This window comes from Janibacter sp. Y6 (assembly GCF_040900765.1).
In the GTDB taxonomy this organism is placed as follows: Bacteria; Actinomycetota; Actinomycetes; order Actinomycetales; family Dermatophilaceae; genus Marihabitans; species Marihabitans melonis.
This window is the reverse complement of sequence record NZ_JAKLYZ010000002.1, coordinates 73,350-86,256: the sequence shown is the minus strand read 5'-3', so window position 1 is coordinate 86,256 and position 12,907 is coordinate 73,350. Positions and strand designations below refer to the sequence as shown.

General features: G+C 73.4%; 17 protein-coding genes. 14 read left to right on the top strand and 3 right to left on the bottom strand.

The annotated features are described in order from the left end of the window. Positions 1 to 15 precede the first annotated feature (15 nt). The 7 genes from L6241_RS05325 to L6241_RS05295 all read left to right on the top strand — a co-directional run bounded on the left by L6241_RS05325 (position 16) and on the right by L6241_RS05295 (position 4,620). Positions 16 to 453, top strand: coding sequence for a Fur family transcriptional regulator (locus L6241_RS05325; RefSeq protein ID WP_368245253.1), 438 nt, complete (start codon positions 16 to 18; stop codon positions 451 to 453). Further along, positions 450 to 1,478, top strand: coding sequence for a folate-binding protein YgfZ (locus L6241_RS05320; protein WP_368245252.1), 1,029 nt, complete (start codon positions 450 to 452; stop codon positions 1,476 to 1,478). Before L6241_RS05325 ends, L6241_RS05320 begins: the two co-directional genes overlap by 4 nt. Before the next feature lie 195 nt (positions 1,479 to 1,673). Then, positions 1,674 to 2,198, top strand: a complete 525-nt coding sequence (locus L6241_RS05315) for a helix-turn-helix domain-containing protein (RefSeq protein ID WP_229299902.1) — start codon at positions 1,674 to 1,676, stop codon at positions 2,196 to 2,198. Positions 2,199 to 2,221: 23 nt separating this feature from the next. Further along, a complete protein-coding gene (locus L6241_RS05310; protein WP_368245251.1) occupies positions 2,222 to 2,839 on the top strand; it encodes a hypothetical protein in 618 nt (205 codons plus the stop codon). Positions 2,840 to 2,873: 34 nt separating this feature from the next. Next, positions 2,874 to 3,854 carry an asparaginase gene (locus L6241_RS05305; protein ID WP_368245249.1) on the top strand — a complete coding sequence of 327 codons (981 nt, stop codon included), beginning with the start codon at positions 2,874 to 2,876 and terminating at the stop codon, positions 3,852 to 3,854. 2 nt (positions 3,855 to 3,856) lie between these two features. Then, positions 3,857 to 4,315 carry a D-aminoacyl-tRNA deacylase gene (gene dtd, locus L6241_RS05300; protein ID WP_368245247.1) on the top strand — a complete coding sequence of 153 codons (459 nt, stop codon included), beginning with the start codon at positions 3,857 to 3,859 and terminating at the stop codon, positions 4,313 to 4,315. Further along, the gene (locus tag L6241_RS05295; RefSeq protein ID WP_068269924.1) at positions 4,312 to 4,620 is read left to right on the top strand and encodes a DUF2516 family protein; all 309 of its coding nucleotides are present in this window, start codon (positions 4,312 to 4,314) and stop codon (positions 4,618 to 4,620) included. The genes dtd and L6241_RS05295 overlap by 4 nt, the downstream gene beginning before the upstream one ends. Here the strand turns inward: L6241_RS05295 and L6241_RS05290 are convergent. Beyond that, complete coding sequence (locus L6241_RS05290) at positions 4,609 to 5,412, bottom strand: class I SAM-dependent methyltransferase (protein WP_368245246.1); 804 nt, start codon at positions 5,410 to 5,412, stop codon at positions 4,609 to 4,611. The two genes, L6241_RS05295 and L6241_RS05290, sit on opposite strands and share 12 nt — an antisense overlap. A gap of 33 nt (positions 5,413 to 5,445) precedes the next feature. Here L6241_RS05290 and L6241_RS05285 point away from each other — a divergent pair, with 33 nt between their 5' ends. The 4 genes from L6241_RS05285 to L6241_RS05270 are packed head-to-tail and all read left to right on the top strand — an operon-like array spanning position 5,446 to position 8,794. After that, positions 5,446 to 6,234: a hypothetical protein gene (locus L6241_RS05285; RefSeq protein WP_368245244.1), complete on the top strand. Its 789-nt coding sequence runs from the start codon at positions 5,446 to 5,448 to the stop codon at positions 6,232 to 6,234. 20 nt (positions 6,235 to 6,254) lie between these two features. Continuing rightward, positions 6,255 to 7,496, top strand: a complete 1,242-nt coding sequence (gene mshA, locus L6241_RS05280) for a D-inositol-3-phosphate glycosyltransferase (protein ID WP_368245601.1) — start codon at positions 6,255 to 6,257, stop codon at positions 7,494 to 7,496. Next, positions 7,493 to 8,053: a YbjN domain-containing protein gene (locus tag L6241_RS05275; protein ID WP_368245243.1), complete on the top strand. Its 561-nt coding sequence runs from the start codon at positions 7,493 to 7,495 to the stop codon at positions 8,051 to 8,053. The genes mshA and L6241_RS05275 overlap by 4 nt, the downstream gene beginning before the upstream one ends. Before the next feature lie 9 nt (positions 8,054 to 8,062). Further along, the gene (locus L6241_RS05270; protein ID WP_068269912.1) at positions 8,063 to 8,794 is read left to right on the top strand and encodes a phosphoglyceromutase; all 732 of its coding nucleotides are present in this window, start codon (positions 8,063 to 8,065) and stop codon (positions 8,792 to 8,794) included. 186 nt (positions 8,795 to 8,980) lie between these two features. On the opposite strand, the gene phoU is transcribed toward L6241_RS05270, so the two are convergent. Then, on the bottom strand, positions 8,981 to 9,640 hold the full coding sequence (phoU, locus tag L6241_RS05265; RefSeq protein ID WP_191680643.1) for a phosphate signaling complex protein PhoU: 660 nt from the start codon (positions 9,638 to 9,640) through the stop codon (positions 8,981 to 8,983). A gap of 165 nt (positions 9,641 to 9,805) precedes the next feature. Here phoU and L6241_RS05260 point away from each other — a divergent pair, with 165 nt between their 5' ends. Both L6241_RS05260 and L6241_RS05255 read left to right on the top strand, forming a co-directional pair. Continuing rightward, on the top strand, positions 9,806 to 10,984 hold the full coding sequence (locus L6241_RS05260; RefSeq protein ID WP_354588426.1) for an ATP-binding protein: 1,179 nt from the start codon (positions 9,806 to 9,808) through the stop codon (positions 10,982 to 10,984). Beyond that, complete coding sequence (locus L6241_RS05255; protein ID WP_368245240.1) at positions 10,981 to 11,661, top strand: response regulator; 681 nt, start codon at positions 10,981 to 10,983, stop codon at positions 11,659 to 11,661. The genes L6241_RS05260 and L6241_RS05255 overlap by 4 nt, the downstream gene beginning before the upstream one ends. A gap of 101 nt (positions 11,662 to 11,762) precedes the next feature. On the opposite strand, the gene L6241_RS05250 is transcribed toward L6241_RS05255, so the two are convergent. Further along, positions 11,763 to 12,287, bottom strand: a complete 525-nt coding sequence (locus L6241_RS05250) for a hypothetical protein (protein ID WP_123093556.1) — start codon at positions 12,285 to 12,287, stop codon at positions 11,763 to 11,765. A gap of 127 nt (positions 12,288 to 12,414) precedes the next feature. Here L6241_RS05250 and L6241_RS05245 point away from each other — a divergent pair, with 127 nt between their 5' ends. After that, positions 12,415 to 12,897, top strand: coding sequence for a CarD family transcriptional regulator (locus L6241_RS05245; protein ID WP_068269899.1), 483 nt, complete (start codon positions 12,415 to 12,417; stop codon positions 12,895 to 12,897). Positions 12,898 to 12,907: the final 10 nt, after the last annotated feature.

Genomic DNA, 12,907 nt, shown 5'->3' with positions numbered 1-12,907 from the left:
TCTAGATTTGTCGGCATGGCTGCCACCGACCCGCTCGGCGCGCTCGTCCGCTCTCGCGGGCTGCGGCTCACCGCTCCGCGCCGCCGCGTGCTCGGGGTGCTCGCGCGGGGCGAGCACCTCACACCCGAGGTCCTCACCCACCTCGTCGGACGCGACGGTGGCGCCGAGCTGCCGCCCTCGACGATCTACCGCACGCTGCAGAGCCTCGAGGACGTCGGCATCGTCACGCACACGCATCTCGACCACGGCCCGCCGACTTACCACCTCGCCCGCCCGCACGGCCACCTGCACCTCGTCTGCCGCAGCTGCAAGGCCGTCCTCGAGGCCGAGGTGCAGCGAGCCGACCCGCTCGTGGCAGCCTTGAGGCAGGAGACCGGCTTCCGCGCCGACCCGACGCACATGGCGATCCACGGGTACTGCGCCAGCTGCTCCGCGAGCGAAGGAGACAGATGAGCACCCCCAGCCCCCTGCTGCAGTCCCCGGGAGCCGTCGCCGGCGAGGGCCGTGACAGCGCCGTCGCCGCCCACTACGGCGACCCGATGCGCGAGCAGCGCCTGCTCGCCGAGGGCCTGGCCGCCGTCGACCTCGGCCACCGCGGTGTCATCACCCTCGCCGGGTCGGCCCGCCTGTCCTGGTTGCACTCGCTCACCACGCAGCAGGTCGCCGACCTCGCGCCGCGCACGAGCGCCCAGACCCTGATCCTCACGCCGAAGGGCCATGTCGAGCACGACCTGCACGTCGTCGACGACGGCGAGCAGACGTGGATCACCGTCGAGCCGGGCACGCACGAGGCGGTCGCCGGCTGGCTGGACTCGATGCGCTTCATGCTCGACGTCTCGGTGACCGACCGCACGGGCGAGTACGTCGTCCTCGGCGAGGCGGGGTCGCGCGAGAGCGGCGAAGGGGAGCCCCTCGCCTGGGTCGACCCGTGGCCGGGCCCCGTGGGTGACACCTTCGAGTACGGGCCGCCGAGCGAGGAGCACCCGGGCCGGCTGTGGCGCACGCGCGAGCTGCTCGTGCCCGCCGGCGAGGTCTCGTCGGCCGTCGGCGACCGCCAGCTCGCCGGTCTGTGGGCCTGGGAGGCCCTGCGCGTCGCGGCCTGGCGCCCCCGGCTCGGCGCCGAGACCGACCACCGCACCATCCCGCACGAGGTCGACTGGCTGCGCAGCGCCGTGCACCTGCACAAGGGCTGCTACCGCGGCCAGGAGACGGTCGCCCGGGTGAAGAACCTCGGCCGCCCGCCCCGCCGTCTCGTCGCGCTGCACCTCGACGGCTCCGGGCACCTCCTGCCCTCGGCCGGCGAGCCGCTGCGCCTCGGCGAGAAGGTCGTCGGCCACCTCACCTCCGTCGCCCGGCACCACGAGGACGGCCCGATCGCGCTCGGGCTGGTCAAGCGCAACGTCGACCCCACCGCGACCCTCGCCGCCGGCGAGGAGCATCCCGTCGCCGCCGCCCAGAGCGTCGTCGTCGCCCCCTGACCTCACCCCCTTCGCGGGTCGAGGTGATCGGGCGAGCCCGGGCTCACCCGGATACCTCGACCCAGGCGAGGCGCGCTCGCGGCCCGGCCCGGCCCGCCGAGCGGCACGACCGACGTCCAGCGGCCCAGGGTGAGGTCGGTCACGTCGGGTGCCTGGAGTTTGCATTGTGCTTGCTCTGGCAAGCACACTGGGGTCATGGCACGAAATCCGTTGGGAGACCTGGGCAACGGCCTGGGTGACTACCTCCGCGAGCAGCGGCTCAGCGCCCGCCTGTCGGTGCGCCAGCTGAGCGAGCTCGCCGGGATCTCCAACCCGTACCTCTCGCAGATCGAGCGGGGGCTCAAGCGACCCAGCGCCGACATCCTCCAGCAGATCGCGAAGGGGCTGTCGATCAGCGCCGAGACCCTCTACGTGCAGGCGGGCCTGCTCGACCCGGACGAGGAGGCCCCGGCCGAGCGCCCGACCGCCCGTGAGGCGATCGCCGCCGACCTGCGGCTCACGAGCCGGCAGCGCCAGACCCTCATCGACATCTACGACTCCTTCGTCGGGTCGCCGGCGGACGCCCCGGCGCCGCCCCGCCCGGAGAAGACCGCCGCCCGCTCGCGGGAGGCCACCCCTTCGTCGACGACGCCGAAGAAGCGCACGACCACGCCCCGGAAGCGCACCAGCGCCACCCGGACCTCGAGCGCGACGTCGCGCTCCACGAAGACCACGTCCTGATCACAGCAGCAAGGAGCACCACCATGACTGTCACCACCACCGTCAAGAAGGTCGTCACCGACTACCCGTACGCCGCCCTCGGCGCCACCGACCTCGCGGTCGAGCGCGTCCGCACGGCGAGCGCCCGCGTGGAGTCGCTGCGCGACGAGGCCCCCGCGAAGGTCCAGGCCCGCATCTCCGGCGCCCCCGCCGCGGCCCAGAAGTCCTACGCCGACCTCGCCGCCCGTGGCGAGAAGCTCGTCGAGCGCGTCCGCAAGCAGAAGGCCACCCAGGACCTCGCCGGTCAGGCCCGCGCCACCGTCGCCCTCGGCAAGGGCCTGGTCACCACGGCCCGCGACGCGGTCGCCGAGGTCGAGCGCTCCGCCAAGGCCACGCTGACGATCGGTCGCAAGGAGGCCGCCAAGGCCGCCGACGCCGTCGCCGAGTCGGTCGAGGTCACCGTCGACACCGACGCCGCGCAGAAGGCCGTCAAGGACTCCGCGAAGCGCACCCGCACCGCCGCCAAGCGCACGACGACGACGGCGAAGAAGGGCGCGACCCGCACCCGCTCCACCGCGAAGTCCACCTCGACGAGCGCCCGCAAGACCGCGGCCAAGGCGACCACCGCCACCAAGAAGGCCGCCGAGAAGGTCGGCGACTGACGCCCTTCGCACCGGGCGGTTATCGTCAGGGCCCGTGAGCACCACGACCCCTGACACCACCGCCCTCGACGAGGCCCCCGTGCTGGTCCACGTGACCCGCGGGGGCCTCGTCGAGTCCGCCCACCACGGCCGCGTCGCCGCGGTCGACGCCGGCGACCGGACCCGCCTCGCGGTCGGCGCCACCGCGGCGGCGGTCTACCCGCGCTCCACCCTCAAGCCGATCCAGGCGCTCGCGATGGTCGAGCACGGCCTCGACCTCGCCCCCCACCACCTCGCGACGGTGTGCTCGAGCCACTCCGCGCAGGAGCGTCACCTCACCGCGGTGACCGAGATCCTCGCGAGCGTCGGGCTGGAGATCTCCGCCCTGCAGAACACCCCCGCCCTGCCCATCGGCGAGCTCGAGCACGCGCAGTGGCTCGCCGCCGGTCGCGCCCCCGAGCCGATCGCCCAGGACTGCTCCGGCAAGCACGCCGGCATGCTCGTCACCTGCGTCGTCAACGGCTGGTCGACGCACGACTACCTCGACCCCGAGCACCCGCTGCAGCAGGCCGTCATGGAGGTCGTCACCCGCGAGATCGGCCCGATCACGACGGCGAGCGTCGACGGCTGCGGTGCCCCCCTGCCTGCCATCCCGCTCGACGGGCTCGCGGCAGCCTTCGGCCGGCTCGCCGGGGCCGAGGAGGGCACGGCTCGTCGCCGCGTCGCCGACGCGATGCGCGCCCACCCCGAGCACGTGGGCGGCGACGGCCGCGAGGTCACCGACCTCATGGCTCGCACGCCCGGCCTCGTCGCCAAGGACGGGGCCGAGGCGGTCTTCGCCGCGGGCACGGCCGACGGTCTCGGCGTCGCCGTGAAGATCAGCGACGGCGCCCCCTTCGCCCGTGCGCGCACCGCGGTCCTCGCGGCCGCGCTGCTGCGCCTCGGCGTCGACTCGCCGGCCACCCGAGAGCACTCCACCTCGCCGACGCTCGGCCACGGCCGCCGCGTCGGCGAGGTCCGCGTCGTCGGTCTCTGAGCGTGCGCACCGTCCTGCAGCGGGTGACCTCGGCCCAGGTCCGCGTCGACGACGAGGTCGTCGGCGCGATCGGCCCCGGTCTCGTCGCGCTCGTCGGCGTCACCCACGGGGACGGGCCGGACGAGGTCGCGACGACCGTGCGCAAGATCGCCGAGCTGCGCCTCTTCGCGCCCGAGGGCGACGGGGGAGAGCGCTCGGTCGAGGAGACCGGCGGCGAGGTCCTCGTCGTCAGCCAGTTCACCCTCCACGCCGACGTGCGCAAGGGGCGGCGGCCGTCGTGGGGCGCCGCCGCGCCCGGCCCGGAGGCCGAGCCGGTGGTCGCGGCCGTCGCGGACGGCCTGCGCGAGCGCGGGATCGGCGTCGCGACCGGTCGCTTCGGCGCGATGATGGAGGTCTCGCTCGTCGGGGACGGCCCCGTCACCATCGTCGTGGACGTGCCCCCCGTAGGCTCGCCCGCATGAACACCGTCGCGATGATCCAGGGGCTCGTCGTCATGGGCCTCGGCGTGATCGCCGTCGCCATCGAGGTCTACGCGCTCGTCCACGCGGCGACGCAGCGCGCCGACGCCTTCGTCGCTGCCGGCAAGCAGACCAAGCCGATCTGGCTGGGCATCCTCGCCGTCGCGGTCCTGCTCGGGGTCGCCACCTTCGGCGGCCTGGGTCTCTTCGGGCTCATCGGCGTCGTCGCCGCCGGGGTCTACCTCGCCGACGTCAAGCCGGCCATCGACCAGGTCATGGGACGGGGCAGCGGGCGCTCACGCTGGTGACGCCGGCGCGACCGGCTCCCACGCGAGCGTGAGCTCGCCGAGCCGCCAGCGCCGCGGCCCGTCGAGCACCGGCCAGCGCCGGGCGAGCAGCCCGAAGGCCTCGACCGCGTGCGCCCGGGCGCCGTACGTCGCCCACCCGGCGGTGCGCGCCCAGGCGTCGTCGAGGTCGCGCAGCAGGTCGTGGACCCCCTCGCGGGGGACGTTGCGGTGGATGAGCGCCTTCGGCAGGCGCTCGGCGACGACCGACGGGGGCGTCGCGTCGAGGTCGAGGTCGCGCAGCCGCCACGAGAGGGTGAGGCTGCGCGGTCCCTCGCGGTCGAGCATCACCCACGAGCCCAGCCGGCCGAGCTCGCTGCACGTGCCGTCGACGACGACCCCGTTCTCGTCGAGCGCCGCCTGCAGACCGGCCCACGCCTGGCCGACCTCGCCCTCGTCGTACTGGCGCAGGACGTTGAAGGCCCGGATGACGCGCGCGGGCGGCGTCGGCACCTCGAAGCCGCCGAGGACGAAGCGCAGACCGGGCCGGGCGAGCGGCTGGGCCGCCGCGACGCGGTCGGGCGAGATCTCGACGCCGACGACGTCGAGGTCGTCGCGCACCGTGGCCAGCCGGTCGGCCCACTCGCGGGTCGTCGTGCCGAGCCGGCCGTAGCCGAGGTCGACCATGACGGGAGGGTCGTCACCGAGCCGGATGCGTGCAGCCTGGGTGCCGACGAGCCAGCGGTCGGCCCGGCGCAGCCTGTTCGGAGCCGTCGTGCCGCGCGTGGGGGACCCGACGGGGCGCTGGCTGGGCACGGGACCAGGGTAGGCGGCGCCTATGGTGGCCTGGTGCGTGTCAGGGAGCGTCGGGTCAGCTGGAGCATGCTCGCGCTCGTCGCCTCCCTCGCCGGGGCCGCGCTGCTCGGCGCGATCGGCTGGGTGCCCTCGCTCATCGGCAAGGACAGCGGGGTGCAGGCGGTGACGCCCGGCATGCTGACGATCGCCGACGGCGTCGGCGGGGTGATCACCCTGGGCGAGGGCCGAGCCGTCGCCCTCGACCAGAGCGGCCTGCGGATCACCGACGGCGACGACGTGCTCTACCGCACCGTCCGCGGCGGGTCCCCGGTCTCGGCGCTGCGCGGCAGCCTCGACGACTCCGGCGACTCGCCGCGCGAGGACGTCGAGGAGGCCGTGTCCGACCTGCGCATCGACCGGGTCGGCGTCTCGCCCGGCATCGCGCGCTACACCGGCACGCTGTCCTCCGACGGGCGCTCGCTGCCGACTGTCATCACCGTGACCTTCGACGACCGCTGGGTGCGCCTCTACGTCGACGTGCAGGGGGCCGACGCGGTCGTCCTGCACGGCGCCGAGGAGCTCGGCTCGCTCGGCTACCCGCCCGCGCTCCCCGACCGGCTGCTGCGCGGTCGTGCGTGGTGGGTCGAGCCCGGCATCGGCCGGGCCACCCCGGTGATGACGAGCGACCGCCGCACCGACCAGGCCCTCGGCCCCGACGGGGTGGCCCGCGCGGTCGACCTGCGGCGTCGGGGCCACACCGACCTGCACGCGTGGGGGTCTGTGCTCGACCTCAGCGTCACGAGCTCGGCCCGGCCCGAGCCGGAGCCCGAGGAGGAGTCGTGAGCCGGCTGCGCCGCGTCGCGATGCTCAGCGTCCACACCTCGCCCCTCGCCCAGCCCGGCACGGGCGACGCGGGCGGGATGAACGTCTACGTCCTCGAGACCGCCCGCGAGCTCGCCCGGCGCGGCGTCGAGGTCGAGATCTTCACCCGGCGCACGGCGGCGGCCGACGACGACGTCGTCCACGTCGAGCCGCGCGTCGTCGTCCGTCACGTCCTCGCCGGGCCGTACGAGGGGCTGGCGAAGGAGGACCTGCCCGGTCAGCTGTGCGCCTTCACCGCCGGTCTCATGCGCGAGCTCGCCGCGCGCGAGGAGGGCTACTACGACGTCGTCCACTCGCACTACTGGCTCTCGGGGCAGGTGGGCTGGCTCGCCGCGGAGCGCTGGCAGGTCCCGCTCGTGCACACGATGCACACCATGGCGCGGGTGAAGAACGCCAGCCCGGCGCAGGGCGACGCCCTCGAGCCCCCGGGTCGCGAGATCGGCGAGGCGCAGGTCGTCGCCATCGCCGACCGGCTCGTCGCGAACACGCAGACGGAGGCCCGCCAGCTCGTCGAGCTCTACGACGCCGACCCCGACCGCGTCGCCGTCGTGCCCCCGGGGGTCGACCTGCGCACCTTCGTGCCCGGTGACCGCGACGCCGCTCGCGACCACGTCGGGGTCGCCCGTGACGCCGTGCTCCTGCTCTTCGTCGGCCGGATCCAGCCGCTCAAGGCGCCCGACGTGCTCGTGCGCGCGGCCGCCCGCGTCGCCGAGCAGCGCCCCGACCTGCGCGACCGGCTCGTCGCCGCCGTGCTCGGCGGGGCGTCGGGCAGCGGGCTGTCGGCACCCACGTGGCTCGGCGACCTCGTCGACGAGCTGGGGCTGCGCGACGTCGTGCGGCTCGCGCCGCCGGTGAGCCGACCCGATCTCGCGCGATGGTTCCAGGCCGCCGACGTCGTCGCGGTGCCCTCCTACAACGAGTCCTTCGGCCTCGTCGCCGTCGAGGCCGCGGCGAGCGGGGCGCTCGTCATCGCCGCCCGGCGCGGCGGGCTGCCCGACGCCGTGGGCGACGGCGGCGTCCTGCTCGACTCGCACGACCCCCAGGTCTGGGCCGACGCCGTCCTCGGGGTCGTCGACGACCCGGACCGGGCCCGCCGGATGCGCGAGCGCGCGGTCGAGCGCTCGTCGAAGATGGGCTGGGAGCACACCACCGACGCCCTCGTGGGCGTCTACGAGGACGCGATCGCCGCCGCCCGCCAGGCGCGGCACGAGGAGGCCCGATGAGCACGCCAGGCACCACGCCCGAGGACCGGGGCGACGACACGGCCGCGGCCCGTGCCGCCGTCGAGTCCTACCTCGCCGGGGGCGACGTCGAGTGGGAGCGCGGGGCGCGCGACGGCGAGTTCGTCGTCACCCTGCCCGGCGAGCACAAGCTGCGCACCGTCGTCTCCCTCGTCGTCGGGGAGCGGGCGCTGTCGGTCTCCGCCTTCGTCATCCGCAACCCCGACGAGGGGCACGAGCAGGTCTACCGCTACCTGCTGCGCCGCAACCTGCGCATGCCGTGGCTCGCGTACTCGGTCGACTCCTCCGGTGACGTCTACGTCTCCGGGCGGCTCCCCCTTCGCTCCGTCGACGACGAGCTCCTCGACGGGCTGCTCGGCGTCGTCCTCGAGGCGGCCGACGGCCCCTTCGACGAGCTGCTCGTCATGGGCTTCCTGTCCTCGATGCGCAAGGAGTGGGACTGGCGGGTCAAGAACGGCGAGTCGCTGCGCAACCTCGAGGCCTTCCGCTCGGTCCTGCAGCGCCCGGACGACCCGGCGCCCGCTGCACCCGGTGACTAGGCTGGCGTCATGCCGACACTGATCCTGCTGCGCCACGGGCGCTCGGACTGGAACGAGAAGAACCTCTTCACCGGGTGGGTCGACGTCGACCTCATCGACCGCGGCCGTGAGGAGGCCGTGCGCGGCGGGCAGCTGCTCGCCGAGTCGGGGATCCTGCCCGACGTCGTGCACACCTCGGTGCTGCGCCGGGCGATCACGACCGCCAACCTCGCGCTCGACGCGTGCGACCGGCACTGGGTCCCGGTGCGCCGCGACTGGCGTCTCAACGAGCGCCACTACGGCGCGCTGCAGGGCCTGGACAAGGCCGCGACCCGCGAGAAGTACGGCGACGAGCAGTTCATGCTGTGGCGCCGCAGCTTCGACACCCCGCCGCCGCCGATCGAGCCCGACGACGAGTACGCGCAGACCGACGACCCGCGCTACGCCGGCATCGACGTGCCGCGCACCGAGTGCCTCAAGGACGTCATCGAGCGCTTCATGCCGTACTGGGAGGGCCCGCTGGCCGAGGACCTGCGCGCCGGGCGCACCGTGCTCGTCGTCGCCCACGGCAACAGCCTGCGCGGTCTCGTCAAGCACCTCGACGGCATCAGCGACGAGGACATCGCGGGGCTGAACATCCCCACCGGCATGCCGCTCGTCTACGAGCTGGGCGACGACCTCATGCCCACGGGTCCCGGCCGCTACCTCGACCCCGAGGCCGCCGCCGCCGAGGCCGCCGCGGTCGCCAACCAGGGTCGCTGACCCCTTCGCCTCGTCGCCTCACCCGTCACCCGTTTCTCGGGTCACCCGATAAACCCCGGCTTCGCATGAGTAAGAAACTCGTGCGAAGCCGGGGTTTGTCATGTCGAGCGGTCCCGACCCCACCGATGGCGAAGGGGTGGCCCCGGGAGATCCCGGGGCCACCCCTTCGTCGTGCGGCGGTCTGCGTCAGTCCGCGAGGTCGGTGTGGACCTCCTGGCCGGTGACGAGGAAGCGCACGCGCTGCGAGATCGAGACGGCGTGGTCGCCGAAGCGCTCGTAATAACGGGCGAGCAGCGCCATGTCGACGGCCGCCTCGGTGCCGTGGGTCCACTGGCCGTCGGCGAAGTGGGCGTAGAGCCGGCGGTGCAGCTCGTCGAGCTCGTCGTCGACGAGCTGGATCTCGTCGACGAGCTCCATCGACTGGCTGATCAGGCAGTCGGCGACCTTCGCGACGATCCGCTCGCACACGAGGGACATGTCGGTGACGATCTCGCGCAGCTCGGTGGGCACGGCCGGCTCGGGGTGGCGCAGCCGGGCGAGCTTGGCCACGTGGCGGGCGAGGTCGCCCATCCGCTCGAGGTCGGCGGACATGCGCATCGAGGTGACGATGGTGCGCAGGTCGGTGGCGACCGGCGCCTGACGGGCGAGCAGGTCGATGGCGTGGGCGTCGAGGTCGTTGCGCTTGAGGTCGATCGCCTCGTCGGCGTCGATGACCTGCTCGGCGGTCTGGATGTCGGCGTCGAGCAGCGCGGTCGTCGCCTGCGTGACCGCCGAGGAGACGAGCCGGGCCATGCCGACGAGGTCCTCGGTGATCTGGGCGAGCTCGTCGTGGAAGACAGTGCGCATGGTGTCCTTCTCGGGTGGGCGCGGGGCCCGTCGGGTGCATCAGCGTGCCACTCTGCCCGGGATCTGTGAACGCGTGCTGGCGGGCAGGTGAACAACACCCAGCGCCCCGGAGCCCGGACGTGTGCGCTCCTCAGTGTGCCCGCCCCGACGCGTACTCTCGGTGACGTGGACCCGACGACAGCGGCAATTCTCGGTGGCCTCGCCGGTGTCGTCATCGTCTGTCTCGCCTGGGCGGGCATCGCCTGGAGCGATCACGAGCGGTCGGCCCCGCCGGCCCCCGAGCCCGAGCTGCCCTCCGGGGTCGGCGACGTCCTCGCCGTCCTGCGCTCGAGCGGCATCGTCGTCGACGCCGACAACCGGGTCGTCAACAACTCGCCCGCCGCGGTCGCCCACGGGCTCGTGCGGCACGGCCGCCTGGCCCACCCGTCGCTGTCCGATCTCGCCGGGGCCGTGCGCGCCGACGGCGTCATCCGCGAGGTCGAGCTCGAGCTCCACCGCGCCGACCAGCGCGCGGAGTCCCACGGCGCCGGCACCTTCGTCCACGCCCGGGTCGCCCCCCTCGGCGACAAGCACGTCCTGCTCCTCGTCGAGGACATGACGCAGGCCCGCCGCGTCGAGCAGGTGCGCCGCGACTTCGTCGGCAACGTCTCGCACGAGCTGAAGACCCCCGTCGGCGGTCTCGCCCTGCTCGCCGAGGCCGTCCTCGACGCCGCCGACGACCCCGTCGCCGTGCGCCGCTTCGCCAGCCGGATGCAGGTCGAGGCCGAGCGTCTCTCGGCCCTCGTCAAGGAGATCGTCGACCTCTCGCGCCTGCAGGCCCAGGAGGTCCTCATCGACCCCGAGCTCGTCGACGTCGAGGACGTCGTCGACGAGGCCCTCGACCACCTGCGGGTCGCGGCCAACGCGAAGGGGGTCAGCCTCGCCGACAAGTGCGCGGACGACCTCTACGTGCTCGGCGACCACACCCTGCTCGTCACCGCGGTGCGCAACCTCGTCGGCAACGCCGTCGCGTACTCGGGGGAGGGCACCCGGGTCGGGGTCGGCGCGCGCCTCGTCGGCGACCGGGTCGAGATCGCGGTCTCGGACCAGGGCCCGGGGATCCCCGCCGAGGAGCAGGGCCGCATCTTCGAGCGCTTCTACCGCATCGACGCCGCGCGCAGCCGCGCCACCGGGGGCACCGGCCTCGGGCTGTCGATCGTCAAGCACATCTGCGCCAACCACGGGGGCGACGTCTCCGTCTGGAGCTCGGGCGGTCACGGCTCGACGTTCACCATCCGCCTGCCCGCCGCACAGGAGACTCTCGCCGCCGAGCGAGAGCCGCACGAAAGGGAAACCGCACGATGACCCGCATCCTCGTGGTCGAGGACGAGATCTCCTTCTCGGACCCGCTGTCCTACCTGCTGAGCAAGGAGGGCTACGACGTCGAGGTGGTCGACAACGGCCCCGCCGCGCTCGTCGCCTTCGACAGCAACGGCGCCGACCTCGTCCTGCTCGACCTCATGCTCCCCGGGCTGTCCGGCATCGACGTGTGCCGCTCGATCCGGCAGCGCTGGAACGTGCCGGTCATCATGCTCACCGCGAAGGACGGCGAGATCGACAAGGTCGTCGGTCTCGAGATCGGCGCCGACGACTACGTGACGAAGCCGTACAGCTCGCGCGAGCTGCTCGCCCGGATCAAGGCCGTCCTGCGGCGCAACGCCGAGCCCGAGGAGCTGCTGCCGTCGACCGTCGAGGGCGGGCCCGTGCGGATGGACGTCGAGCGCCACGTCGTCTCGATCGACGGCACCCCGACCCCGCTGCCGCTCAAGGAGTTCGAGCTGCTCGAGATGCTCCTGCGCAACGTCGGGCGGGTGCTCACCCGCGTGCAGCTCATCGACCGCGTGTGGGGCAGCGACTACGTCGGGGACACGAAGACCCTCGACGTCCACATCAAGCGCCTGCGCGCGAAGATCGAGCCCGACCCCGGCCACCCGGTGCACATCATCACGGTGCGCGGTCTGGGCTACAAGTTCGAGGGCTGACACCCCCAGGGGGACGACGAAGGGGGCCGGTGACCCGGCCCCCTTCGTCATGCGTTGTCCTCGAGGCTCAGTGCTCCTCGAGGCTCAGTGCCCTACGAAGCTCAGTGCTCCTCGGACTCCGTCTCGGACTCCGACGGCTCGGCCGGCGGGGTGTAGCCGGGGGGAGCGAACTCCTCGTAGTAGCCGGTGGGGGGCAGCACGGGCACGCTCACCGGGGTGACGTCGGAGGAGCCGGTGGCCACGGTCATCTCGGCCATCGCGCCGGGGGGTGCGGGGACCTTCGAGAGCTTGACGGCGTCGGAGCCCTCGCCGAGCAGGACGACCTCGCCCGGGGGCACGTCCGCGGTGACGGGCTCGCCGCCGTCGGCGACCGCGACCTGCAGCTGGACGTCCTTCGACCCGGTGTTGACCGCCGTGCCCGTGAGGGTGCCCTCGCCGCCCTCCTCGCCGCTCACGACGACGAGGTTGCGCAGCTCGAGGTCGCCGACGTCGACGGGCACGCCGTCGCCCAGCGACATCGTCTCGTCGGTCTGGAAGGGGGAGGTGTAGCTGCACCCGGTGGTCGCAGCGACGGCCAGGAGCGCGGCTGCACCCGCGCGTGCACGCGTGGTCTGGGAAGGCTTCACGAGGCACAGCGTACCGGCCGCCGGATCGCCCGCAGCGGGGCGCCCAGGGGGCCCGTCGATCTCGTGAGCCCAGGAGTCAAGCGACACGCCGTGATATCCTGAGGGTCGCGAAAGGGGTTTCCTCCATATGGTTTTCAAGGTCGGCGAGACGGTCGTGTACCCCCACCATGGGGCCGCACTGATCGAAGAGATCAAGACCCGTTCCATCAAGGGTGTCGAGAAGCAGTACCTCAAGCTCAAGGTCGCCCAGGGCGACCTGACGATCGAGGTCCCGGCGGAGAACTGCGACCTCGTGGGTGTCCGCGACGTCGTCGGCAAGGAGGGTCTGGACAAGGTCTTCCAGGTCCTGCGCACGCCGCACGCCGAGGAGCCGACCAACTGGTCGCGCCGCTACAAGGCCAACCTCGAGAAGCTCGCCTCCGGCGACGTCATCAAGGTGGCCGAGGTCGTCCGCGACCTGTGGCGCCGCGAGAAGGACCGCGGCCTGTCCGCGGGCGAGAAGCGGATGCTCGCCAAGGCGCGGCAGATCCTCGTCTCCGAGCTCGCGCTCGCGGAGAAGACCGACGAGGACCGGGCAGAGGTCATGCTCGACGAGGTCCTCGCGTCCTGATCCACGACGC

Excerpts from the sequence above, each read along its gene's own strand:
- L6241_RS05255 (WP_368245240.1), top strand. The coding sequence starts at position 10,981 with ATGACCCGCATCCTCGTGGTCGAGGACGAGATCTCCTTCTCGGACCCG.
- L6241_RS05325 (WP_368245253.1), top strand. The coding sequence starts at position 16 with ATGGCTGCCACCGACCCGCTCGGCGCGCTCGTCCGCTCTCGCGGGCTG.
- L6241_RS05295 (WP_068269924.1), top strand. The coding sequence starts at position 4,312 with ATGAACACCGTCGCGATGATCCAGGGGCTCGTCGTCATGGGCCTCGGC.
- L6241_RS05310 (WP_368245251.1), top strand. The coding sequence starts at position 2,222 with ATGACTGTCACCACCACCGTCAAGAAGGTCGTCACCGACTACCCGTAC.
- L6241_RS05275 (WP_368245243.1), top strand. The coding sequence starts at position 7,493 with ATGAGCACGCCAGGCACCACGCCCGAGGACCGGGGCGACGACACGGCC.
- L6241_RS05320 (WP_368245252.1), top strand. The coding sequence starts at position 450 with ATGAGCACCCCCAGCCCCCTGCTGCAGTCCCCGGGAGCCGTCGCCGGC.
- L6241_RS05315 (WP_229299902.1), top strand. The coding sequence starts at position 1,674 with ATGGCACGAAATCCGTTGGGAGACCTGGGCAACGGCCTGGGTGACTAC.
- phoU (WP_191680643.1), bottom strand. The coding sequence starts at position 9,640 with ATGCGCACTGTCTTCCACGACGAGCTCGCCCAGATCACCGAGGACCTC.
- mshA (WP_368245601.1), top strand. The coding sequence starts at position 6,255 with ATGCTCAGCGTCCACACCTCGCCCCTCGCCCAGCCCGGCACGGGCGAC.
- L6241_RS05270 (WP_068269912.1), top strand. The coding sequence starts at position 8,063 with ATGCCGACACTGATCCTGCTGCGCCACGGGCGCTCGGACTGGAACGAG.
- L6241_RS05245 (WP_068269899.1), top strand. The coding sequence starts at position 12,415 with ATGGTTTTCAAGGTCGGCGAGACGGTCGTGTACCCCCACCATGGGGCC.